Source organism: Rhodococcus coprophilus NBRC 100603, assembly GCF_001895045.1.
Lineage (GTDB): Bacteria > Actinomycetota > Actinomycetes > Mycobacteriales > Mycobacteriaceae > Rhodococcus > Rhodococcus coprophilus.
Map to the genome: position 1 here is coordinate 506,771 of NZ_BDAM01000003.1, position 19,678 is coordinate 526,448.

The following is a 19,678-nucleotide window of genomic DNA, read 5'->3' on the forward strand; positions in this document are numbered from 1 at the left end:
GCGCTCAGCCCGGATACACGCTGCGTATCTGCCCCGCGCGCACGGTGCGCGACCACCAGTCGAGCTGGTTCAGCATCCGCTCCGCCGCATCGATCGCGGCACCGTCGTTGGTGGTGCCGTCCTGCCCGAAGGCGTGTTTGACGCGGTGGAAGCTCACCGATTCGCGGACCGGGACCATGTGGACTTCGACGACGACCTGCCGCAACTGTTCGACCGCGCGCAGGCCCCCGGACAGCCCACCGTAGGAGACGAATCCGATCGGCTTGGTACGCCACTCGTGTTTCACCGTGTCGATCGCGGTCTTGAGTGCCGCCGGGTATCCGTGGTTGTACTCCGAGGTCACCACGGCGAACGCCTCTGCCGCCCCGACGCGGCGGGTGAACGCGTCGGCTTCCGGCCCTCCGGACAAGTCCTGCGGCAGAGGTGTCTCCGCGAGGTCGATGACGCCGACGTCGAATTCTTCTCGGCGGCGGACTGTTTCGGTGAACCAGTCGGCGACCACCGGCGCGATGCGTCCGGCACGCACGCTGGCGACGATGATCTCGAGGCGGACCGGCTCGGTTCCGATCTGTGGGTCCATGCCTGCGATCCTAGGCTCGGTCAGGCGGTCAGACCGCGAGTCAAGAGCGCGGCCAGCTCACGGTAGGCCTGAGCGTCGGCCAATCCCGTCGCCTCCGCGACCTGCCGCTGCTGGATCCGCACCATGACGGACGCCACGACGTCGGCGGCGAAGGCGGCGTGCACGTCGCGGAGGTCGCCCGATTCGACGCCTTCGGAGATCAGCATCCGCACCCGGTCGGCGGCCATCCGGGTATTGCGCTCGTACACCTCGCGCGCGACGGGAGTCCGGGCGATGTCCTCCATGAACCGCGCCGACGCCGGTTCGAGTTGCCGGCCGACCGCCTCGAGGTAGGTGCGGATCCGCGCTTCCGCTCCCTCGCCGCGTGCGAGTTCTGCTTCGACGCGCTCGGTCGCACCCCGGAAGAAGTGCACGGTGACGGCGTAGACGAGGCGGTCCTTGTTCTCCGCGAGCGCGTAGAGCGTGGACTTCGAGCAATGGAGGCGGGCGGCGACGTCGTCGAGGGTGAGGTGCGCGAAGCCCTCGGCCAGAAACAGCTCGACAAGCTGGTCGAACAGTTGGGCCCGGCGCGCAGTCGTCCGGCGCGTCTCCGCTCTTGTCATACGTAGGACAGTACTGCAGTATCGTTCTCAGTACTGTTTTCTGAGGGAGGAACCCTGTGGCTGTCGAGCGTCTTCTGCCCACCCAAGAGGCCTACGACCTGATCGAGCTGACCCGCGACGTCGCCGACAAGGTCCTGGCCCCGCGCGTCGACGAGCACGAGCGCACCGAGACGTTCCCGGAGGGTGTGTTCCCGGCGCTCGGCGCGGCCGGCCTGCTGAGCCTGCCGTATCCCGAGGAGTTCGGCGGCGGCGACCAGCCCTACGAGGTCTACCTGCAGGTCCTCGAAGAGCTCGGAGCCCGGTGGGCTGCAGTCGCGGTCGCGGTGAGCGTGCACGGCCTCTCCTGTTTCGCCCTGGCCACCCACGGCACCGACGAGCAGAAGAACGCGTGGCTTCCGGACATGCTCGGCGGCAACACCATCGGCGCGTACAGCCTGTCCGAGCCGCAGGCCGGATCGGATGCGGCCGCGCTCGCGTGCCGGGCGACCGCCGTCGACGGCGGGTACCGCATCACCGGATCGAAGGCGTGGATCACCAACGGCGGTAAAGCCGATTTCTACACGCTGTTCGCGCGTACCGCCGACACCGGCTCGAAGGGCATCTCGTGCTTCCTCGTGCCGGACGGAACTGAGGGCCTGAGCTTCGGCAAGCCCGAGGAGAAGATGGGCCTGCACGCGATCCCCACCACCGCAGCGCATTACGACGACGCGTTCGTTCCGGCCGACCGCCGCATCGGCGCCGAAGGCCAAGGGTTGCCCATCGCGTTCAGCGCGCTGGATTCGGGCCGCCTCGGTATCGCCGCCGTTGCCACCGGTATCGCGCAGGCAGCACTCGACGAGGCCACCGCCTACGCCAAGGAACGCAAGGCGTTCGGCAAGCGCATCATCGACCACCAGGGTCTCGGATTCGTCCTTGCCGACATGGCGGCCGCAGTCGACTCCGCCCGCGCCACCTATCTCGACGCCGCGCGCCGCAAGGACGCGGGGCTCTCCTACTCGCGCCAGGCCTCGGTCGCGAAACTCGTTGCGACGGACGCCGCCATGAAGGTCACCACCGATGCCGTGCAGGTGCTCGGCGGTTACGGGTACACGCGGGACTTCCCCGTCGAACGGTTCATGCGCGATGCCAAGATCACGCAGATCTTCGAGGGCACCAACCAGATTCAGCGTCTGGTGATCGCGCGGTCCCTGGCCGGCTGAGCCGGACCGGCGGTCCCCGGACCGGGCGGGTCTCCGTCTAGTCGTGCGCGCCGATCAGCGTACGGAGCGCGGCGATCTCGGCGTCGAGTGCGGCGCGCCCGGCCGGGGTGATCGTGACCCATGTACGTGCGCGCCCTTTGCGTTCTTCGCGGGTGCTCTCCAGCAGTCCCGCATCGACGAGCACTTTGAGATGACGGTTCAGGTTCCCGTCCGTCAGCCGCAGCGTTTCGCGCAGCACCCCGAATTGCATCGACGCACCGTCTCGGAGGAGCGAAAGAATTCCGAGGCGGGTGCGCTGGTGCACGACGTCGTCGAGGCCGAGCGTCGGATGCTCGTCCGGGGAAGACGTGTCAGGCATGCGCACGTCCCGGATCCGCCTGCGCGAGTTCGACCATGGCCGCCGCGACCGCACCGACCCCGACGACGAGCGTCATGATCACTCCTACGTTCCCCCACCCTCCGAGCGCGACGACCACGATCGCGACCGCGGTCGATGCGGCGAAGAACGCGGTCGGCACCGATCGCCACACCAGAGCGAATATCCCGAAACCGCAGGCGATCACGATCCACGGCAGGAAGTCCGCGCTGTCTCCGGCGAACCACAGCAGAAAGGCCGCCACGACGAGGAGCATCACGACGCCGGTTACCAACACGATCGTGCCGCGCACGAACGGCAGTTGCACACGACGGGTGGCGAAGTACCACCCCGTGACCACCGCGGAGAGCGGAGCCACGACAGCCCAGTAACCGGCCGCGTTTCCGCCGAGCAGAAGTGCGAACGGCAGTGCCGCGAACACCGCGACGGATACGACGAGAAGCGGGAACCACGCGGGCGACGACAGCCTTCTGCCCTGTCGCGACCACTGGTCGATGTCGGTGATGAGATCCCGCGCGTGGTCGGCATCGCGTGCGCCGTGCGAGGAAGAATTCATGCCGTTCGCTTTGCAACGCAAAGTGAACGCTGTCAACGGGTATTCGGTAACGGTGCAGTTGCGAAGACAGCCGGACCGCCGCCGCGCCGACCGGCGCGGCAAAAACTCTCTCCCCGCTTCGCTCCTCCGACACTTTTCGTCCCAGGGGTTGCACTCCGCGTCCTCGAGCCGGTCGCTCGCTCCATGTGAAAGTGAAAGAACAGGCGGGCCGAGCAGGAGTGAGCGAGTCGGGCCGAGCTGCAGTATCGCGCAACGATCGAGCGCGGCGAAGGTAAAACAACTCGTTACATGAAGGTAAAAAAACTTGTTACATTCAGTAAGTTCAAAATTACTTTGCGTACGCACTCGTTGACCTAGCTTCGGAGCACTGGGAATTCTTCCGGTGATCCTCCGACAGATTGGGAAGAACGATGAGCGACCTCACTGCAACCCTCCGGAGCCTGTACGCCGACGAGAAGCCGTCTACCGACGCCGACCTGACTGTTCTCAATAGTTCCGCGGCGGACAGCATCCGCACCGAGCGCGAGAGCGGTGACGATGCGCTTCAGGCGATCCTCGCGCAGTTCGTGATGAACAACGCGACTGACGGCGAGCAGGCTCGACGTCTGTCGAACGCGCTCGCGGGCATCAAGCAGTTCCTGGTTCACGAGATCATCACGGAGTTCCCGACGACCTCGGTCGAGGCGCTCAGTGAGGCCGCGGAAGCGGCCGGTTACGAGATCGAAGTTCTCAGCTGATGCGTCGCCGTGCCGCGGAGTAGCTGCTTCGCGGCACGGCATCGTCATCCATCCACGCTCCCTGGGCTCCATCTCGACTGATGAAAGGTCATGCCGATGTCCTTCGCGATTGACGGACTCTCCTGGATCGAGAACTGGCGGATGCCTAACGGCGGCCAGTCGTACGTGGTTCCTTTCCCCACCCTGAGGCCTTCGACGATCGTTTTCCACGGCGAAGAGGAATTCACATACGGGCACTACGGGATCCACCTCGGCCAGGCGGACGTGCTGACCTTCCTAGGCGATGAAAGCCAAGTCATTACTGGGCATTTCATCGATTGCCGAATCGATTCGCCCACCCGGAACACGATCGAGCACCACACGTGGTCACCCTCGTCTGGTCGTCATCTGCGGATCCCACCCGGCATAGCACACGCCTTCGACGGGCTCGAACGGATCCATACTCTGAACACCTACGATTGCTACCTTCCTGCGGAAGACCAAATCGACAAGACCTCGTGGAACCCCGATTCCGACGTAATCAACGTCCCGATCGACGCAGACCCCCTAGAGGTTGCGCTCTTCCAGCCGAACAGCAAGGCTGCATCCGAGCGGTGGTACCGGTTGCTCGCGAAGCAGCAGTACAACGCGATCAGCGCGAACTCGGAGGAGTACCCCCTGACGATGGACGTCTCCTTCGACGACGGGCAGTCCCGCAGAATCAAGCTGCGGAAGGTCAACGCGAAGAAGCGAAACCCGCATCCTGACATCGAGCCGATCGTCGGCATTGACGGACTCCAGTGGCGGGCACACCCCATCCTGTGGAGCGGCCCAAACTCAGGTTTCGTACCGCTGACCGATGCGGCCCCCATGTACTTCATCGACCACGGCACCGACCGCTACACGCACGACGCCTACGGGATTCACCTGACCCAAGAAGATCGGCTGACGTTCCTCGGACCTCCTGATCACACAGTGCGCGCACACTTCGTGGACTTACGCGAGGGCTCACCGACACTGCACGCAACAGTCTCCGTGGACTTCACTCCCTCCGCGGGGCGCTACCTTGCGATCCCCGCTGGCGTAGCCCACGCGTTCGACGGGCTAGAGCGTGTCTTCACAGTCAACAAGCCTCAGTCCTACGTCAAAGCTGAGAATGATGGCATAGACACTATCAACGGCAATGATGTCCTCGACTGGCCGCTCGATCAGCGTCCTTTCCCCGTACTGACGCCCCTCACGGTGCCCGCATCAGAGACGTTCTACCAGCAACGCGCAGCGCTGCAGCAGGAACTCGTCAGTCGACCGCCCGCAACCGGAACTCCAGCAGTCCTCATGATCGATGGTCCCGACGGCCAGCCGGTCAAGATCGCAGTTCGCAAGAAGGTGGCGGCCGGAGCGCACCCCCCGACCAACGCAGGCGTGGACACGAAGGAAAGGGCACTCCGGAAGGCATGACCAGCCCACTCCGTAATCGAGACTTCCGATACCTCTGGCTAGCGCTCTCATCCTCGCTGCTAGCAGCGGGCGTGTGGGTCATCGCGTTACCCCTATTTACACTCCACCTCGGATACGGCCCGACTACCGTCGGCATCGTCGTCGGCTGCGGACTCATCGGCACTCTGTCGAGCTTGCTCTTCGGAGGCGCCCTTCTCGACAGGTACCCCAAACGGACGATTCTCGCCTGGTCAGCCTTCATCCCCGGGATCGTGCTCCTGGCCGTCTGCCTATGGGCAGAGACCGCCACCATCCCGTGGTACGCCTTGGCCGCAACAGCGGCGATCGTCGGCGCCTGCGACGGCGTATACGGGCCGGCAAACGAATCCCTGCTGCCCGAAATCGTCGAAAAGGAGCACCTCCACGTCGGCAACAGCCTCCAAGCCTTGGTGGAGTCCCTGCTGCTGAAAGCCTTCGGACCAGCGATCGGAGGCGCGACAATCGCTCTGGCCGGCCCCGCCCCTGCTCTCGCAGTCGTGGGCGTCTTGTTCCTGGTCACGGCGGCGTTCTCTCGGCAAATCGTGCCGGCCTACGAACCGCCCCCACCCGACCAGTCGGCCGGCTGGGCATCGGTGTTTCAGGACATCGGCGACGGCTTCCGGTACGTGGCCAAGACAAAATGGATATGGACGGCAGTGCTGTGGTCCGCACTAGCGCTCCTTCTGCAGGCGGGCCCACGATCCGTCGCACTACCCGTCGTATTCGGTGAGGGATCAGCAGGGGCATACGCCCTGATCATGGTCGGCTACGGAATCGCCAGCGCCGTAGGGTCACTCGTCTCATCGTTCGCGATCCGCCCCAACAACCGATTCGGAACCCTTTTCGCCGCGTGGAGCCTTGGGTCCCTTCCCCTCATCGCCATCGCGTTTCATCCGACAGTCGCAGTGGCGGCGGTCGCGATGGCCCTCGTCGGTCTCTTTAACGCCTACGGAAACGTCCTCTGGCAAACCCTGATGCAACAAGGCGTCCCCGACGACCTGCGGGGAAGAGTGACCAGTGTCGACTGGTTCGGCAGCATCTCTCTAATGCCCATCTCCACAGTGGTGACAGGGCTGTTCATCGACCACGGAATCGTCAGGCTCCTCTTCCTCCTCGCAGGCACCGTCCCCGTGGTCCTCGCCTTCATTGCGTACGCCATCATCGCCAAGGACAGCTCGGCAAACTCCGATCGAACATCCATCGATCCAGCAGAGACCCCGCCGTTGAATCGCACTTCCGGATGAACCGCTGCTTCGCAGCAGACCAAACCTCTCCCGAAAAAGTCGTTATCGACCCAGTTGTCGACGGAGTAACCCGGAGATCCCAGCATGCGTTCGAGGTGGCTCACGATGCCGATCAGGTGAGCTGCAAATCAGGTGAGCTGCAAATTCGCCGCGTACCCACGACCGGGAGGCGAGACCCTCAGCAGCAGCCCGGCACGATGGGCCCGCGGACTTCACGGGTCGCGACATTGCGTGCGGCGAGTTCGTCGTCGGCCGGATAGTCGACGCGCACGAGCGAGAGTCCGTGCGCGGGCGCGACGGCGACCGATGCGGCGCGTTCGCGCTCGTCCAGCAACGCGGTCATCCACTCGACGCTGCGCCGGCCCTCACCGACGGCGAGGGCAGCACCGACGAGACTTCGCACCATCGACCAGCAGAACGCGTCGGCACTGACATAGGCGGTGAGAATGTCACCGTCACGCGACCAGTCGTAACGCTGGAGTTCGCGGACCGTCGTAGCACCGTCGCGGCGTTTGCAGAACGCGGCGAAATCGTGCAATCCGAGAAGCGACCGGGATGCACGTTGCATCGCCTCGAGGTCGACGGACTTCGGCCACGCCACGGTGTCGCGCGCACGCAGCGGCTCCGCACCGTACGGCGCCGTCGTCAATCGGTATTCGTAGTGGCGGCGGATCGCGGAGAACCGCGCGTCGAAGTCCGCCGGCGCCAAAGAGATTCCGGTCACCCGGATATCGCGGGGAAGGAACCGTGCCAGTCGCCGGATCCATCGTGAAGGGTCGTCGGGCAGTGCCGCCGTGGGCACGTCGACGTGCGCGACCTGGCCGGACGCATGCACACCGGCGTCGGTCCGGCCTGCGACGGTGAGCAGCACGGGGGTACGCACGATCGCGCCGAGTTTCTCCTCGATCTCACCGCACACCGTGCGGCGGCCGGGTTGTCGTGCCCATCCGGAGAAGTCGGTGCCGTCGTACGCGATATCGAGCCGGAGCCGGGTGAGCTCGGGCCCTCCCACGACGCCGGAGTCGTGGGAAGCAGGGTCGTCGGAAGCAGCGAGCCCGCCGCCCTCGGAAGGGTCGGCGGGCTCGTGTGCTTCAGCAGATGCCGAAACCAAGGGAACTAGTCCTTCTTGGCCTCGTCGGCATCGGCGGCCGTGGCGTTGTCGTCTTCGATCGACTCGATGACGGCATCCGCGTTCTCGACCTGGGCATCGGTGGCGTCGGCCTCGACGGCCTCCACCACGTTGTCCTCGGCAGCAGGAGCGGACTGCGACGCGGCGACGCGGCGAGCGCGATCCGCCTCGTTGCTGACCGTCTTCTCACGGACGAGCTCGATGACCGCCATGGGGGCGTTGTCGCCCTTGCGCGGCATCGTCTTGATGATGCGGGTGTAGCCACCGTTGCGATCCTCGAAGGAAGGACCGATCTCCGCGAACAGCGTGTGGACGACGTCCTTGTTGCGGAGGACCTTCAGCACCTCACGACGCGAAGCCAGCGTGTTGGCCTTTGCGTGCGTGACGAGCTTCTCGGCGTACGGGCGCAGGGCCTTGGCCTTGGACTCGGTGGTGGTGATGCGGCCGTGCTCGAAGAGCGCGGTGGCCAGGTTGGCGAAGATCGCCTTCTGGTGCGAGGCCGACCCGCCGAAGCGGGCGCCCTTCTTGGGCTTGGGCATGATTTTCTCCTAGTAACGGACCGTGAGCTGCTACAGCTGCTCGGTCTCGGCGTAGTCCTCGTTGCCGTCGGTCTCGCTGAAGGAGCCGGGCTCGGTGTCGCTCCAGGTACCGGTCGCGGCGTCGTAACCGGCGACGGTGCTGGGGTCGAACGAAGCGGGGCTGTCCTTGAGCGACAGGCCGAGCGAGTGCAGCTTGACCTTGACCTCATCGATGGACTTCTGACCGAAGTTGCGGATGTCGAGCAGATCGGACTCCGTGCGTGCCACGAGCTCACCGACGGTGTGAACGCCTTCGCGCTTGAGGCAGTTGTAGGACCGGACCGTGAGGTCGAGGTCCTCGATCGGAAGTCCGAAGGAGGCGATGTGGTCGGCCTCGGCGGGCGAGGGACCGATCTCGATACCTTCTGCTTCGACATTCAGCTCACGAGCCAGACCGAAGAGCTCCACGAGGGTCTTACCCGCCGAAGCGAGCGCGTCCCGCGCCGTGATGGAGTTCTTGGTCTCCACGTCGAGAATCAGCCGATCGAAGTCGGTGCGCTGCTCGACGCGGGTCGCTTCCACCTTGTACGTCACCTTGAGCACCGGCGAGTAGATCGAGTCGACCGGGATACGGCCGATCTCGGCGCCGGACGCCTTGTTCTGGACGGCGGGGACGTAGCCGCGACCGCGCTCGACGACGAGCTCGATCTCCAGCTTTCCCTTGTCGTTCAGGGTGGCGATGTGCAGGTCCGGGTTATGGATGGTGACACCGGCCGGGGGGACGATGTCGCCGGCCGTAACGGTGCCGGGACCCTGCTTGCGGACGTACATGGTGACCGGCTCGTCCTCTTCCGAGCCGACCACGAGGCCCTTGAGGTTCAGGATGATGTCGGTGACATCCTCCTTCACCCCCGGAACCGTGGTGAACTCGTGGAGCACGCCGTCGATGCGAATGCTGGTGACGGCTGCGCCCGGGATCGAGGAGAGCAGGGTGCGACGAAGCGAGTTGCCGAGTGTGTACCCGAAGCCAGGCTCGAGGGGTTCGATGACGAACTTCGAACGGTTGTCAGCGATGACCTCTTCGGTCAGTGTGGGTCGCTGCGAGATGAGCATCTGTTGCCTCCTTGTGGGCGTCCGCTATTTGACGCCCTGGTGGATGGGTGCGTGTTCTCCGGTCCGAAAGGACCGGAGAACACACGGCACGATGTGCCTTACTTCGAGTAGTACTCGACGATGAGCTGTTCCTGCAGCGGGATGTCGATCTGCGCGCGCTCGGGAAGCTGGTGGACCAGCACCCGCAGACGCGAACCGACGACCTGCAGCCAACCCGGGATCGGGCGATCGCCCTGGGTCTCCCGCGCCACCTGGAACGGAAGCGTGCTCAGCGACTTCTCGCGGACATCGATGATGTCGTACTGCGAGACGCGGTAGCTCGGGACGTCGACCTTCTTGCCGTTGACCAGGAAGTGGCCGTGGCTCACGAGCTGACGAGCCTGACGACGCGTGCGGGCGAGGCCGGCACGGTAGACGACGTTGTCCAGACGCGACTCGAGGATGGTCAGCAGAACCTCACCGGTCTTACCGGGACGGCTTGCGGCTTCCTCGTAGTAACGACGGAACTGCTTCTCCATGATGCCGTAGGAGAAGCGAGCCTTCTGCTTCTCCTGCAGCTGGAGCAGGTACTCGCTCTCCTTGATCCGCGCGCGGCCGTGCTGGCCGGGCGGGTAGGGGCGACGCTCGAAGGCCTGATCGCCTCCGACCAGGTCGACGCGGAGACGACGCGACTTACGTGTAACGGGACCGGTATAACGTGCCATGACTTAGAACCTTTTCCTTTCCCGTATTAGACGCGACGCCGCTTGGGCGGACGGCAACCATTGTGCGGCTGGGGCGTGACGTCGGAGATGGTGCCGACCTCGAGGCCAGCGGCCTGGAGGGAACGGATCGCGGTTTCGCGGCCCGAGCCGGGGCCCTTGACGAAAACGTCGACCTTCTTGACACCGTGCTCCTGCGCCTTGCGGGCAGCGCTCTCGGCGGCGAGCTGGGCGGCGAACGGGGTCGACTTGCGCGAACCCTTGAAGCCGACGTGGCCCGACGACGCCCAGGAGATCACGTTGCCCTGAGGATCGGTGATGGACACGATGGTGTTGTTGAAGGTGCTCTTGATGTGAGCGGCGCCGTGCGGGACGTTCTTCTTGTCCCTGCGCCGTGCCTTCTGGGTCTTCTTCGGACCGGCGGTGCGTGACTTGGGAGGCATTACTTCTTCTTTCCTGCGACGGTGCGCTTCGGACCCTTACGGGTACGGGCGTTGGTCTTGGTGCGCTGTCCACGCACGGGCAGACCACGACGATGCCGCAGGCCCTGGTAGCAGCCGATCTCGATCTTGCGGCGGATGTCCGCCTGGACCTCGCGGCGGAGGTCACCCTCGACCTTGTAGCTCTCCTCGATGTGCTCGCGGAGCTTGGCGAGATCCTCGTCGGACAGATCCTTGCTGCGCAGATCCGGGTTCACGCCGGTCGCCGCAAGGATTTCCTGGGAGCGCGTACGGCCGATGCCGTAGATGTAAGTGAGTGCGATCTCCATCCGCTTTTCACGGGGTAGATCGACACCTGCGAGACGTGCCATGTGGCATTCCTATTCGGTGTGCGGAGGTCTGCTCCCAGCCCGTCCCCTGCGTCGAAAAACTGTGTAAGTCGATAAACACAGTGGGGCCCCGGCCTCCGAACCGGGGGTTGATCGCGCAGCTCCTCGACTGATCGAGGATCGTAACCACGCGACTGGTGCTGGAAGGTCTTCTTTGCTTGTTGCCAAGCAGATCTTCGAGACGAAGGTCCGATCTAGCCCTGACGCTGCTTGTGACGCAGGTTCTCGCAGATCACCATGACCCGTCCGTTACGACGGATCACCTTGCACTTCTCGCAGATCTTCTTGACGCTAGGCTGAACCTTCACGTGCGTCCGATCTCCTGTATGTGCGCCCCCGGACACGGCTGACCGCGACCGAAGACAGGGTTCTCCCCGACCGTATAGCCGGGGAAGCTCTTACTTGTACCGGTAGACGATGCGTCCACGCGTCAGGTCGTAGGGCGAAAGCTCCACGACCACGCGGTCCTCGGGAAGAATACGAATGTAGTGCTGGCGCATCTTGCCGCTGATGTGGGCCAGAACTTTATGACCGTTCTCCAGCTCGATGCGGAACATCGCATTGGGCAGTGGTTCGACAACCCGGCCCTCGACCTCGATTGCCCCGTCTTTCTTAGCCATATCCTCCGCGATCCGTCGTTCGATGTGTGGTTGCATCGGCATCCGATACCGTGACGCCCAGCCTCCGGATGTCGCACGAATTCGAGATTCGACGCGAACCTTCCCGGAGCGCAGCGCGCACCACCGGTCAATGCTACGGGAGTTTTCCCACCAGGCCAAATGGAGACGAACGAGGAGGACGCACGTGCGGGCACTGATCCAGCGGGTGAAGACCGCGGCAGTTGCGGTCGACGGCGACGAGGTCGCCCGGATCACTCCGCCGGCGGGCGGACACGGACTTCTGGCCCTTGTGGGGGTCACGCACGACGACGACGCGGCGAAAGCGGCGACGCTCGCCCGCAAGGTGTGGACGATGCGGATCCTCGAGGACGAGAAATCGGCATCCGACGTCGGCGCTCCGCTGCTGGTCGTCAGCCAGTTCACCCTCATGGCCGACACGCGGAAGAGCCGGCGACCGTCGTGGTCGGCCGCGGCACCGCGAGCGGTGGCAGAACCACTCGTCGAGGAATTCGCACAGGCCCTGCGCGGGCTCGGTGCGCACGTCGAAACGGGAGTTTTCGGCGCTCACATGGAAGTGAGCCTCGTCAACGACGGACCGGTGACCCTGCTCGTCGAGGTGTGACCGATATCGCTGCTCGGGCGCGGTCGTTGTTTCGGCAAGCAGTCGTTATTCGGGACACAGTCGTTATTCGGGACGCAGGGTGAGGATCCGCGGACCCGACTCGGTGACAGCGACGGTGTGCTCCCAGTGCGCGGCGCGACTGCCGTCGGTGGTGACCACGGTCCAGTCGTCGTCGAGCACCTCGGTCTCGTAGGTGCCGAGCGTGAGCATCGGCTCGATCGCGAGCACCGAACCGACGACAAGTTGCGGCCCCTTACCGGGGGCGCCTTCGTTCGCCAGGAACGGTTCCATGTGCATCTCGCGACCGATGCCGTGTCCGCCGTAGCCGTCCACGATGCCGAAGGGGCGGCCGAACAGTTTCTCCGCGTCGTGGGTGCCGGTCTCGATCGCGTGCGAGACGTCGGTGAGACGGTTACCCGGAAGCATCGCGGCGATTCCGGCCTCCATCGACAGGCGCGTGGCTTCGCTCAGCTCAGTGTCTTCCTGGGCGAGCTCCCCCACCCCAAACGTCCAGGCGGAGTCGCCGTGCCATCCGTCGAGGATCGCACCGCAGTCGATGGACACCAGATCGCCCTCGGCGAGGATGTCGTCCGCCGACGGGATGCCGTGCACCACGCGATCGTTGACGGACGAGCAGATCGAGCCGGTGAAACCGTTGTAGCCCAGGAAGGAGGGAACGGCGCCCGCGTCGCGGATCACCGCTTCCGCCACCCTGTCGAGTTCCAGAGTGCTCACGCCCGGCTTCGCCGCGTCCCGCACCGCAACGAGTGCGGCACCGACGATGGCGCCCGCAGCCGCCATCGCGTCGAGTTCACCGGAAGTGCGGAACGGAACCACCTTGCGCTTGCGCCCGAAACCCATGTCGAAATTCCTACGTCCTACTTGCCGAGCGCCGAGAGCGCGCGGGCGTTGATCTCCTCGACCTCACCGATGGCGTCGACCGTGATGATCGCGTCGCGGTAGTAGTCGAGCAGCGGAGCTGTCTCCTCACGGTAGACCCGGAGGCGATTGCGGATGACGTCCTCGGTGTCGTCGGCGCGACCGCGAGCGAGCATGCGCCCGACGACCACGTCCTCGTCGATGACGAACGACAGCACGCCGTCGAGTGCCACTCCGAGATCCTGCAGGATGTTCTCGAGTTCCTTGGCCTGCTCGACGCTGCGCGGGAAGCCGTCGAGAAGGAAACCGTTCGCCGCGTCGGGCTCGGCGAGACGTTCGCGAACCATGTTGTTCGTGATCTCCGCGGGCACGAGGTCGCCCGCATCGATGTACTTCTTGGCCTCGATACCGAGCGGGGTTCCCTGGCCGATGTTGGCGCGGAACAGATCGCCGGTCGAGATCGCCGGGACACCGAGCTTCTCGGACAGGATCGCGGCCTGCGTGCCCTTGCCGGCACCGGGAGGACCGAGGAGTACAAGTCTCACTTGAGGAACCCTTCGTAGTTACGCTGCATCAATTGACTTTCGATCTGCTTGACGGTGTCCAGCGCGACACTGACAAGAATGAGCACCGCGGCGCCACCGAAAATGCTCGAGGCGGTCTGGCCCCCGGACAAGAAGAAGTTCGGCAGAGTTGCGATGAGACCGAGGTAGATCGAGCCCGGAACCGTGATGCGGTTGAGCACGAAGCTTAGGTACTCGGCGGTGGGCCGACCCGGACGGATGCCCGGGATGAAACCGCCGTACTTCTTCATCTCGTCGGCGCGTTCCTCCGGATTGAAGGTGATCGCGACGTAGAAGAACACGAAGAAGACGATCAACGCGAAGTAGATCGAGATGTAGACCGGGTTGCTCGGATCGATCAGATACGTGTTGACGATGCGCTGCCACCAGTTCGGCTCGACCGCGCTGGTTGCCCCGGTGAGCTGTCCGATGAGATTGGGCAGATACAGCAGCGACGACGCGAAGATGACCGGGATGATGCCGGCCTGGTTGACCTTGAGCGGCAGGTACGTCGAGGAACCGCCGTACATCCGCCGGCCGACCATGCGCTTGGCGTACTGGACCGGGATCCGGCGCTGACCCTGCTCGACGAACACGACGCCGGTGATGATGACCAGGGCCACCACACACACGATCGCGAAGACGAGGCCGCCGCGGGATTCGAGGATAGTCCGGCCTTCGGTGGGGAGCGCCGCGGCGATACCCGAGAAGATCAGCAGCGACATACCGTTGCCGACACCGCGCTCGGTGATGAGTTCACCGAACCACATGACGACGGCGGCACCGGCGGTCATGACGAGCACGATGACGACCATCGCAAAGATGCTGTCGTCGGCGAGGATCGGCTCGGAACAGCCCTGCAACAGCTGGCCGCGGGCCGCGAGGGCCACGATGCCGGTGGCTTGCAGAACGGCGAGAGCGACAGCCAGATAACGCGTGTACTGCGTCATCTTGGCCTGGCCGGCCTGGCCTTCTTTGCGCAACTCCTCGAAGCGTGGAATGACGACAGTGAGCAGCTGGACGATGATGCTCGCGGTAATGAACGGCATGATGCCGATCGCGAACACCGACAGCTGTAGTAGCGCACCACCGGAGAAAAGATTGATCAACGAATAGATGCCGGCTTGGTCGCCGCCGGCGAGCTGATCCACACAGGCCTGGACGTTGCCGTAGTCGACGCCCGGGGACGGCACGGTCGCACCGAGGCGATACAGCGCCACGAGACCGAGGGCGATGAGAATCTTCCGCCTCAGGTCCGGTGTCCTGAGGGCCGAAACGAAGGCGGAAAGCAAAGATCCTCCTGGCAGGCCGATCGGGGACGACGGGTCGACTTCGGACCCGTCGGAAGGTAGACAACTCTAAAACTCTAACAGTGCGCCATCAGCAGAGGCGTACGCCGGTAGCGTACTTCAACTCCGTGAAAGCACGAACGGCCGCGATGCAGGGTTCTGCAACGCGGCCGTTCGCGAGCCGTGGCTCACATGAACGAACAGGTCAGACCAGTTCGGTCGTGGTGCCGCCCGCAGCGGCGATCTTTTCCTTGGCGGAGCCCGAGAACTTGTTGGCGGTGACCTGCACGGCCACCGACAGCTCGCCCTCGCCGAGCACCTTCACGAGCTGGTTCTTGCGAACCAGGCCGTTCGAAACGAGCTCGTCGATGCCGATTTCGCCACCCTCGGGGAAAACCCGGGCGATATCGCCGACATTGACGATCTGGTACTCGGTGCGGAATGCGTTCTTGAAGCCCTTGAGCTTCGGGAGACGCATGTGGATGGGCATCTGGCCACCCTCGAAGGCCGCCGACACGTTCTTACGTGCCTTGGTGCCCTTCGTACCGCGACCAGCGGTCTTGCCCTTCGAGCCCTCGCCACGTCCGACGCGGGTCTTTTCGGTCTTCGCACCCGGAGCCGGGCGCAGGTGATGCAGCTTGATGGTCATTTTCAGACCTCCTCAACGGTCACGAGGTGACGCACCACGTTGATCAAGCCACGGTTCTGCGCATTGTCCTCGCGGACGACGGACTGACGGATCTTCCGCAGACCGAGGGTGCGCAGGCTGTCCCGCTGATTCGACTTGGCGCCGATGGTGCTCTTGATCTGGGTGATCTTCAGCTCTGCCATTACTTCACGCTCCCAGCAGCCTGTGCACGGGCGTGGAGCATGCCCGCAGGGGCAACTTCCTCGAGGGTGAGGCCACGACGAGCCGCAACCTCTTCCGGACGCTGCAGCATCTTGAGAGCAGCAACCGTCGCGTGCACCACATTGATGGCGTTGTCGGAGCCCAGGGACTTCGACAGGATGTCCGCGATTCCCGCGCACTCCAGCACGGCACGCACCGCGCCACCGGCGATGACGCCGGTACCGGGCGAAGCCGGACGCAGCATGACGATGCCTGCTGCGGCCTCACCCTGGACGGGGTGAGTGATGGTGCTGGCGATCATCGGGACGCGGAAGAAGCCCTTGCGAGCCTCCTCGACACCCTTCTGGATTGCCGCGGGAACTTCCTTGGCCTTGCCGTAGCCGACGCCGACCAAGCCGTTACCGTCGCCCACGATCACCAGAGCGGTGAAGCTGAAGCGACGGCCGCCCTTGACGACCTTCGACACACGGTTGATCGAGACGACACGCTCGATGTAGTTCGACTTCTCGGCAGCGTTGCCGCCACGCGAGTCGCGGTCACGGCGGTCACGACCGCCGCGGTTGTCACCGCTGCTGTTGGGGTTCTGGCCGGCAGGGCCGCTGCCGCCGTCACGCCGCTGACGTCCCGGCATCAGGCGTTCCTTCCGTTCGAAAAAGTCATCATCAGAACTTCAACCCGCTTTCGCGAGCCGCGTCCGCGAGGGCCGCGATACGGCCGCTGTAGGTGTGTCCACCGCGGTCGAAGACCACGGCCTCCACGCCGGCAGCCTTCGCGCGCTCCGCGATCAGCTGACCGACCTTCGCACCACGAGCCTTCTTGTCGCCCTCGACAGCACGCACGTCGGGTTCGATGGTCGAAGCTGCGGCGAGGGTCGTGCCCGTCAGGTCGTCGACCAACTGCACATGCATGTGGCGCGACGACCGGTTGACGACGAGGCGCGGACGCTCGGCGGTACCGGAGATCTTCTTGCGGAGGCGGAAGTGACGACGCGTCTTCGAGAGGCGACGCGTGGTGGACACGTCCTTGCCGCGCGGAATGCGCTTTGCCTTCTGGTTCTCGGTCTGGCTCATGATCACTTACCCGTCTTTCCGACCTTGCGACGGACCTGTTCACCCTCGTAGCGGATGCCCTTGCCCTTGTACGGGTCGGACTTGCGCAGCCGGCGGATGTTGGCAGCGATCTGGCCGACCTTCTGCTTGTCGATCCCCGAGATGGAGAACTTCGTGGGGGTTTCGACGGCAAACGTGATGCCCTCGGGTGCTTCGATCAGCACGGGGTGGCTGTAGCCCAGGGAGAACTCGAGGTCCTTGCCCTTGAGAGCCACGCGGTAGCCGACACCGAAGATTTCCATCTTCGTGGTGTAGCCCTCGGTCACACCGACGATGAGGTTCTGCACCAGAGTCCGGGACAGACCGTGCAGCGCACGGCTGCGACGCTCGTCGTTCGGACGCGTGACGTTGATTGCTCCGTCTTCACCCTTGGCGACGGCGATCGGCTCGGCGATCGTCAGCGAAAGGTTGCCCTTGGGGCCCTTCACTGCGACGGCCTGGCCATCGATGTTCACCTCGACACCGGAGGGGACGACTACGGGGAGTTTTCCGATTCGCGACATTGTGGTGGCCTCCCTTACCAGACGTAGGCGAGGACTTCCCCGCCCACCTTCTGCTTGGCCGCCTGGCGATCGGTGAGCAGGCCGGAAGACGTGGAGATGATCGCCACGCCGAGGCCGCCCAGGACCTTGGGCAGGTTGGTGGATTTCGCGTACACGCGCAGACCGGGCTTCGACACGCGGCGCACGCCTGCAAGGCTGCGCTCACGGGAAGGCCCGTACTTGAGGTCGACGACGAGGGTGGTGCCCACCTCGGCGTCCTCGGTGCGGTAGTCGGAGATGTAGCCCTCGCGCTTGAGGATCTCGGCGATGTTCACCTTGATCTTCGAAGACGGGAGCTTGACCTCGTCGTGGTACGCCGTATTGGCGTTACGCAGACGCGTCAAGAAGTCTGCGATGGGGTCGGTCATGGTCATGGCTGACCTGTACACCTTTCTCGGTGCGGTTCCCATGCAACACCGGGATATCCCGGCCGTGGGCCTACATCGAACTCGGTTTCGATGCGGGCTCGCGGCGTTGATGCCGCGAACCCATGACAGCGTGGCGGTGGGCGGAGGCCGTCGGCGCTCCGCCCACCGTTCACGTCACCAGGAGCTCTTGTGAACTCCCGGAAGCTCACCGCGGTGTGCCATCTCGCGAAGGCAGATGCGGCAGAGTCCGAACTTGCGGAAGACCGAATGCGGGCGGCCGCAGCGCTGGCAGCGGGTGTAGGCGCGCACCGCGAACTTCGGCTTGCTGTTGGCCTTGTTGACCAGTGCCTTCTTAGCCATGGGCTCAGTTCTCCTTGAACGGGAAGCCGAGGTGCTTGAGCAGGGCACGGCCTTCTTCGTTGTTGGTGGCGGTCGTGACGACGGTGATGTCCATGCCGCGCGGGCGATCGATCTTGTCCACGTCGATCTCGTGGAACATCGACTGCTCGTTCAGGCCGAACGTGTAGTTGCCGTTTCCGTCGAACTGGTTGCCGTTGAGGCCGCGGAAGTCCCGGATACGGGGAAGCGCGATGGACACGAGGCGGTCCAGGAACTCCCACATGCGGTCGCCGCGGAGGGTGACGCGTGCACCGATCGGCATGCCTTCGCGCAGCTTGAACTGTGCGATGGACTTACGAGCCTTACGGATCTCCGGCTTCTGGCCGGTGATGAGCTCGAGGTCGTTGACGGCGCCGTTGATCAGCTTCGCGTCACGGGCGGCGTCGCCGACACCCATGTTGACGACGACCTTCACGACGCCGGGGATCTGCATGACGTTCGCGTAGCCGTACTCCGACTGCAGCGCGTCGCGAATCTCCTCGCGGTACCGCACCTTCAGGCGCGGCTGGGTCTTGGTCTCAGTGGTGGTCATGTCAGATGTCCTTCCCGTTCTTCCGGGAAATCCGAACGCGCTTGCCGGTCTCCTCGTCGACGCGGTAGCCCACGCGCGTGGCGTTGCCGTCCGAGTCGATGACCGCAACGTTGGAAACGTGGATCGGGGCCTCTTGCGTGACGATGCCGCCGGTGGAGGCACCACGCTCGTTGGCCGAGACTGCGGTGTGCTTCTTGATGCGGTTCACGCCCTCGACGAGGACACGGTTCTGCTTCGGGTAGGCCTCGATGACCTTGCCCTTGGCGCCCTTGTCCTTACCCGAGATGACGAGCACGGTGTCGCCCTTGTGCACCTTCATCACAGCACCTCCGGAGCCAGCGAGACGATCTTCATGAAGCGCTTGTCGCGAAGCTCGCGACCGACGGGTCCGAAGATGCGGGTTCCGCGAGGATCGTTGTCGCCCTTGATGAGGACGGCAGCGTTCTCGTCGAACTTGATGTACGAGCCGTCCGGCCGACGGCGCTCCTTGGTGGTGCGCACGATAACGGCCTTGACGACCTCACCACGCTTGACGTTGCCGCCGGGGATCGCCTCCTTGACGGTGCCGACGATGATGTCACCGATTCCGGCGTAGCGACGGGACGAGCCACCGAGAACGCGGATGCAGAGAATCTCCTTGGCACCCGTGTTGTCGGCGACGCGCAGTCGCGACTCCTGCTGGATCACTTACTTCTCCTTGACCTGGATTGGTATGCACGTCAGATTTCCGACCTGGACGTACGCGGTCGTCGTTTGCTCACGGCGCACATGCGCTGGGCGCACGGGTCCCGTGAGCAACCCGTCCAGAGTAGGCCATATACCGTACCCAGGGCAAATTAGCGAACTGTGCCCTCGGTCGCCTGCCC

General features: G+C 64.4%; 30 protein-coding genes. 5 read left to right on the forward strand and 25 right to left on the reverse strand.

The window, feature by feature from the left end; all coding sequences use genetic code 11:
* Nucleotides 1-4: 4 nt before the first annotated feature.
* Nucleotides 5-580 (reverse strand): NADPH-dependent FMN reductase, encoded by a 576-nt coding sequence (locus RDCOP1_RS08220; protein WP_072699580.1) that lies wholly within the window; start codon nucleotides 578-580, stop codon nucleotides 5-7.
* Nucleotides 581-600: 20 nt separating this feature from the next.
* On the reverse strand, nucleotides 601-1,182 hold the full coding sequence (locus RDCOP1_RS08225) for a TetR/AcrR family transcriptional regulator (RefSeq protein ID WP_072699581.1): 582 nt from the start codon (nucleotides 1,180-1,182) through the stop codon (nucleotides 601-603).
* Between the two features lie 56 nt (nucleotides 1,183-1,238).
* Here RDCOP1_RS08225 and RDCOP1_RS08230 point away from each other — a divergent pair, with 56 nt between their 5' ends.
* The gene (locus RDCOP1_RS08230; protein WP_072699582.1) at nucleotides 1,239-2,381 is read left to right on the forward strand and encodes an acyl-CoA dehydrogenase family protein; all 1,143 of its coding nucleotides are present in this window, start codon (nucleotides 1,239-1,241) and stop codon (nucleotides 2,379-2,381) included.
* Nucleotides 2,382-2,418: 37 nt separating this feature from the next.
* Here the strand turns inward: RDCOP1_RS08230 and RDCOP1_RS08235 are convergent, their stop codons facing one another.
* Both RDCOP1_RS08235 and RDCOP1_RS08240 read right to left on the reverse strand, forming a co-directional pair.
* Nucleotides 2,419-2,739, reverse strand: a complete 321-nt coding sequence (locus RDCOP1_RS08235; protein WP_072699698.1) for a transcriptional regulator — start codon at nucleotides 2,737-2,739, stop codon at nucleotides 2,419-2,421.
* The gene (locus RDCOP1_RS08240; protein ID WP_072699583.1) at nucleotides 2,732-3,313 is read right to left on the reverse strand and encodes a hypothetical protein; all 582 of its coding nucleotides are present in this window, start codon (nucleotides 3,311-3,313) and stop codon (nucleotides 2,732-2,734) included. The genes RDCOP1_RS08235 and RDCOP1_RS08240 overlap by 8 nt, the downstream gene beginning before the upstream one ends.
* A gap of 410 nt (nucleotides 3,314-3,723) precedes the next feature.
* Between RDCOP1_RS08240 and RDCOP1_RS08245 the strand changes: the two genes are divergently transcribed.
* The 3 genes from RDCOP1_RS08245 (at nucleotide 3,724) to RDCOP1_RS08255 (ending at nucleotide 6,749) form a co-directional block, all read left to right on the forward strand.
* On the forward strand, nucleotides 3,724-4,050 hold the full coding sequence (locus RDCOP1_RS08245) for a hypothetical protein (protein WP_072699584.1): 327 nt from the start codon (nucleotides 3,724-3,726) through the stop codon (nucleotides 4,048-4,050).
* Between the two features lie 96 nt (nucleotides 4,051-4,146).
* The gene (locus RDCOP1_RS08250; protein WP_169848853.1) at nucleotides 4,147-5,487 is read left to right on the forward strand and encodes a dTDP-4-dehydrorhamnose 3,5-epimerase family protein; all 1,341 of its coding nucleotides are present in this window, start codon (nucleotides 4,147-4,149) and stop codon (nucleotides 5,485-5,487) included.
* Nucleotides 5,484-6,749 (forward strand): MFS transporter, encoded by a 1,266-nt coding sequence (locus tag RDCOP1_RS08255; RefSeq protein WP_072699586.1) that lies wholly within the window; start codon nucleotides 5,484-5,486, stop codon nucleotides 6,747-6,749. Before RDCOP1_RS08250 ends, RDCOP1_RS08255 begins: the two co-directional genes overlap by 4 nt.
* 178 nt (nucleotides 6,750-6,927) lie before the next feature.
* Here the strand turns inward: RDCOP1_RS08255 and truA are convergent, their stop codons facing one another.
* The 8 genes from truA to infA all read right to left on the reverse strand — a co-directional run bounded on the left by truA (nucleotide 6,928) and on the right by infA (nucleotide 11,659).
* A complete protein-coding gene (gene truA, locus RDCOP1_RS08260) occupies nucleotides 6,928-7,860 on the reverse strand; it encodes a tRNA pseudouridine(38-40) synthase TruA (RefSeq protein WP_072699587.1) in 933 nt (310 codons plus the stop codon).
* A gap of 5 nt (nucleotides 7,861-7,865) precedes the next feature.
* A complete protein-coding gene (rplQ, locus tag RDCOP1_RS08265) occupies nucleotides 7,866-8,417 on the reverse strand; it encodes a 50S ribosomal protein L17 (protein WP_072699588.1) in 552 nt (183 codons plus the stop codon).
* Nucleotides 8,418-8,447: 30 nt separating this feature from the next.
* Nucleotides 8,448-9,509, reverse strand: a complete 1,062-nt coding sequence (locus RDCOP1_RS08270) for a DNA-directed RNA polymerase subunit alpha (protein ID WP_072699589.1) — start codon at nucleotides 9,507-9,509, stop codon at nucleotides 8,448-8,450.
* 98 nt (nucleotides 9,510-9,607) lie between these two features.
* On the reverse strand, nucleotides 9,608-10,213 hold the full coding sequence (gene rpsD / locus RDCOP1_RS08275; RefSeq protein ID WP_072699590.1) for a 30S ribosomal protein S4: 606 nt from the start codon (nucleotides 10,211-10,213) through the stop codon (nucleotides 9,608-9,610).
* A gap of 26 nt (nucleotides 10,214-10,239) precedes the next feature.
* Nucleotides 10,240-10,653 (reverse strand): 30S ribosomal protein S11, encoded by a 414-nt coding sequence (gene rpsK, locus RDCOP1_RS08280; protein WP_072699591.1) that lies wholly within the window; start codon nucleotides 10,651-10,653, stop codon nucleotides 10,240-10,242.
* Nucleotides 10,653-11,021 carry a 30S ribosomal protein S13 gene (rpsM, locus tag RDCOP1_RS08285; RefSeq protein ID WP_072699592.1) on the reverse strand — a complete coding sequence of 123 codons (369 nt, stop codon included), beginning with the start codon at nucleotides 11,019-11,021 and terminating at the stop codon, nucleotides 10,653-10,655. Before rpsM ends, rpsK begins: the two co-directional genes overlap by 1 nt.
* 212 nt (nucleotides 11,022-11,233) lie before the next feature.
* Nucleotides 11,234-11,347, reverse strand: coding sequence for a 50S ribosomal protein L36 (rpmJ, locus tag RDCOP1_RS08290; RefSeq protein WP_003938068.1), 114 nt, complete (start codon nucleotides 11,345-11,347; stop codon nucleotides 11,234-11,236).
* 90 nt (nucleotides 11,348-11,437) lie between these two features.
* Nucleotides 11,438-11,659, reverse strand: a complete 222-nt coding sequence (infA, locus tag RDCOP1_RS08295) for a translation initiation factor IF-1 (RefSeq protein WP_005140011.1) — start codon at nucleotides 11,657-11,659, stop codon at nucleotides 11,438-11,440.
* 184 nt (nucleotides 11,660-11,843) lie between these two features.
* Between infA and dtd the strand changes: the two genes are divergently transcribed.
* Complete coding sequence (gene dtd, locus RDCOP1_RS08300; protein ID WP_072699593.1) at nucleotides 11,844-12,281, forward strand: D-aminoacyl-tRNA deacylase; 438 nt, start codon at nucleotides 11,844-11,846, stop codon at nucleotides 12,279-12,281.
* A gap of 63 nt (nucleotides 12,282-12,344) precedes the next feature.
* On the opposite strand, the gene map is transcribed toward dtd, so the two are convergent.
* From map to rplN, 13 genes are all read right to left on the reverse strand, one after another.
* Complete coding sequence (gene map / locus RDCOP1_RS08305) at nucleotides 12,345-13,142, reverse strand: type I methionyl aminopeptidase (RefSeq protein ID WP_072699594.1); 798 nt, start codon at nucleotides 13,140-13,142, stop codon at nucleotides 12,345-12,347.
* A 17-nt stretch (nucleotides 13,143-13,159) separates the two neighbouring features.
* Complete coding sequence (locus RDCOP1_RS08310; RefSeq protein ID WP_072699595.1) at nucleotides 13,160-13,705, reverse strand: adenylate kinase; 546 nt, start codon at nucleotides 13,703-13,705, stop codon at nucleotides 13,160-13,162.
* Nucleotides 13,702-15,015: a preprotein translocase subunit SecY gene (gene secY / locus RDCOP1_RS08315; RefSeq protein ID WP_072699596.1), complete on the reverse strand. Its 1,314-nt coding sequence runs from the start codon at nucleotides 15,013-15,015 to the stop codon at nucleotides 13,702-13,704. The genes RDCOP1_RS08310 and secY overlap by 4 nt, the downstream gene beginning before the upstream one ends.
* Before the next feature lie 202 nt (nucleotides 15,016-15,217).
* Entirely contained in the window at nucleotides 15,218-15,661 is a 444-nt protein-coding gene (gene rplO / locus RDCOP1_RS08320; protein WP_072699597.1) for a 50S ribosomal protein L15, read from the reverse strand.
* A 2-nt stretch (nucleotides 15,662-15,663) separates the two neighbouring features.
* Nucleotides 15,664-15,843: a 50S ribosomal protein L30 gene (gene rpmD, locus RDCOP1_RS08325; protein ID WP_006554593.1), complete on the reverse strand. Its 180-nt coding sequence runs from the start codon at nucleotides 15,841-15,843 to the stop codon at nucleotides 15,664-15,666.
* Nucleotides 15,843-16,493 (reverse strand): 30S ribosomal protein S5, encoded by a 651-nt coding sequence (rpsE, locus tag RDCOP1_RS08330; RefSeq protein WP_072699598.1) that lies wholly within the window; start codon nucleotides 16,491-16,493, stop codon nucleotides 15,843-15,845. Before rpsE ends, rpmD begins: the two co-directional genes overlap by 1 nt.
* A gap of 31 nt (nucleotides 16,494-16,524) precedes the next feature.
* Nucleotides 16,525-16,932, reverse strand: a complete 408-nt coding sequence (rplR, locus tag RDCOP1_RS08335; RefSeq protein WP_072699700.1) for a 50S ribosomal protein L18 — start codon at nucleotides 16,930-16,932, stop codon at nucleotides 16,525-16,527.
* 2 nt (nucleotides 16,933-16,934) lie between these two features.
* Entirely contained in the window at nucleotides 16,935-17,474 is a 540-nt protein-coding gene (gene rplF / locus RDCOP1_RS08340; protein ID WP_072699599.1) for a 50S ribosomal protein L6, read from the reverse strand.
* A gap of 14 nt (nucleotides 17,475-17,488) precedes the next feature.
* Nucleotides 17,489-17,887, reverse strand: coding sequence for a 30S ribosomal protein S8 (gene rpsH, locus RDCOP1_RS08345; RefSeq protein ID WP_072699600.1), 399 nt, complete (start codon nucleotides 17,885-17,887; stop codon nucleotides 17,489-17,491).
* A gap of 168 nt (nucleotides 17,888-18,055) precedes the next feature.
* Complete coding sequence (locus RDCOP1_RS08350; protein ID WP_072699601.1) at nucleotides 18,056-18,241, reverse strand: type Z 30S ribosomal protein S14; 186 nt, start codon at nucleotides 18,239-18,241, stop codon at nucleotides 18,056-18,058.
* Nucleotides 18,242-18,245: 4 nt separating this feature from the next.
* Nucleotides 18,246-18,812, reverse strand: a complete 567-nt coding sequence (gene rplE, locus RDCOP1_RS08355) for a 50S ribosomal protein L5 (protein ID WP_072699602.1) — start codon at nucleotides 18,810-18,812, stop codon at nucleotides 18,246-18,248.
* Between the two features lies 1 nt (nucleotide 18,813).
* Nucleotides 18,814-19,131: a 50S ribosomal protein L24 gene (gene rplX, locus RDCOP1_RS08360; RefSeq protein ID WP_072699603.1), complete on the reverse strand. Its 318-nt coding sequence runs from the start codon at nucleotides 19,129-19,131 to the stop codon at nucleotides 18,814-18,816.
* Complete coding sequence (gene rplN / locus RDCOP1_RS08365) at nucleotides 19,131-19,499, reverse strand: 50S ribosomal protein L14 (protein ID WP_072699604.1); 369 nt, start codon at nucleotides 19,497-19,499, stop codon at nucleotides 19,131-19,133. The genes rplX and rplN overlap by 1 nt, the downstream gene beginning before the upstream one ends.
* Between the last annotated feature and the right edge of the window lie 179 nt (nucleotides 19,500-19,678).

What these genes read in the sequence shown, in the direction of transcription:
- RDCOP1_RS08220 (WP_072699580.1), bottom strand. Translation starts at nt 580, where the DNA reads ATGGACCCACAGATCGGAACCGAGCCGGTCCGCCTCGAGATCATCGTC.
- RDCOP1_RS08225 (WP_072699581.1), bottom strand. Translation starts at nt 1,182, where the DNA reads ATGACAAGAGCGGAGACGCGCCGGACGACTGCGCGCCGGGCCCAACTG.
- RDCOP1_RS08235 (WP_072699698.1), bottom strand. Translation starts at nt 2,739, where the DNA reads ATGCCTGACACGTCTTCCCCGGACGAGCATCCGACGCTCGGCCTCGAC.
- RDCOP1_RS08240 (WP_072699583.1), bottom strand. Translation starts at nt 3,313, where the DNA reads ATGAATTCTTCCTCGCACGGCGCACGCGATGCCGACCACGCGCGGGAT.
- RDCOP1_RS08245 (WP_072699584.1), top strand. Translation starts at nt 3,724, where the DNA reads ATGAGCGACCTCACTGCAACCCTCCGGAGCCTGTACGCCGACGAGAAG.
- RDCOP1_RS08250 (WP_169848853.1), top strand. Translation starts at nt 4,147, where the DNA reads ATGTCCTTCGCGATTGACGGACTCTCCTGGATCGAGAACTGGCGGATG.
- RDCOP1_RS08255 (WP_072699586.1), top strand. Translation starts at nt 5,484, where the DNA reads ATGACCAGCCCACTCCGTAATCGAGACTTCCGATACCTCTGGCTAGCG.
- rplQ (WP_072699588.1), bottom strand. Translation starts at nt 8,417, where the DNA reads ATGCCCAAGCCCAAGAAGGGCGCCCGCTTCGGCGGGTCGGCCTCGCAC.
- RDCOP1_RS08270 (WP_072699589.1), bottom strand. Translation starts at nt 9,509, where the DNA reads ATGCTCATCTCGCAGCGACCCACACTGACCGAAGAGGTCATCGCTGAC.
- rpsD (WP_072699590.1), bottom strand. Translation starts at nt 10,213, where the DNA reads ATGGCACGTTATACCGGTCCCGTTACACGTAAGTCGCGTCGTCTCCGC.
- rpsK (WP_072699591.1), bottom strand. Translation starts at nt 10,653, where the DNA reads ATGCCTCCCAAGTCACGCACCGCCGGTCCGAAGAAGACCCAGAAGGCA.
- rpsM (WP_072699592.1), bottom strand. Translation starts at nt 11,021, where the DNA reads ATGGCACGTCTCGCAGGTGTCGATCTACCCCGTGAAAAGCGGATGGAG.
- infA (WP_005140011.1), bottom strand. Translation starts at nt 11,659, where the DNA reads ATGGCTAAGAAAGACGGGGCAATCGAGGTCGAGGGCCGGGTTGTCGAA.
- map (WP_072699594.1), bottom strand. Translation starts at nt 13,142, where the DNA reads ATGGGTTTCGGGCGCAAGCGCAAGGTGGTTCCGTTCCGCACTTCCGGT.
- rplO (WP_072699597.1), bottom strand. Translation starts at nt 15,661, where the DNA reads ATGACCATCAAGCTGCATCACCTGCGCCCGGCTCCGGGTGCGAAGACC.
- rpmD (WP_006554593.1), bottom strand. Translation starts at nt 15,843, where the DNA reads ATGGCAGAGCTGAAGATCACCCAGATCAAGAGCACCATCGGCGCCAAG.
- rpsE (WP_072699598.1), bottom strand. Translation starts at nt 16,493, where the DNA reads ATGCCGGGACGTCAGCGGCGTGACGGCGGCAGCGGCCCTGCCGGCCAG.
- rplR (WP_072699700.1), bottom strand. Translation starts at nt 16,932, where the DNA reads ATGAGCCAGACCGAGAACCAGAAGGCAAAGCGCATTCCGCGCGGCAAG.
- rplF (WP_072699599.1), bottom strand. Translation starts at nt 17,474, where the DNA reads ATGTCGCGAATCGGAAAACTCCCCGTAGTCGTCCCCTCCGGTGTCGAG.
- rpsH (WP_072699600.1), bottom strand. Translation starts at nt 17,887, where the DNA reads ATGACCATGACCGACCCCATCGCAGACTTCTTGACGCGTCTGCGTAAC.
- RDCOP1_RS08350 (WP_072699601.1), bottom strand. Translation starts at nt 18,241, where the DNA reads ATGGCTAAGAAGGCACTGGTCAACAAGGCCAACAGCAAGCCGAAGTTC.
- rplE (WP_072699602.1), bottom strand. Translation starts at nt 18,812, where the DNA reads ATGACCACCACTGAGACCAAGACCCAGCCGCGCCTGAAGGTGCGGTAC.
- rplX (WP_072699603.1), bottom strand. Translation starts at nt 19,131, where the DNA reads ATGAAGGTGCACAAGGGCGACACCGTGCTCGTCATCTCGGGTAAGGAC.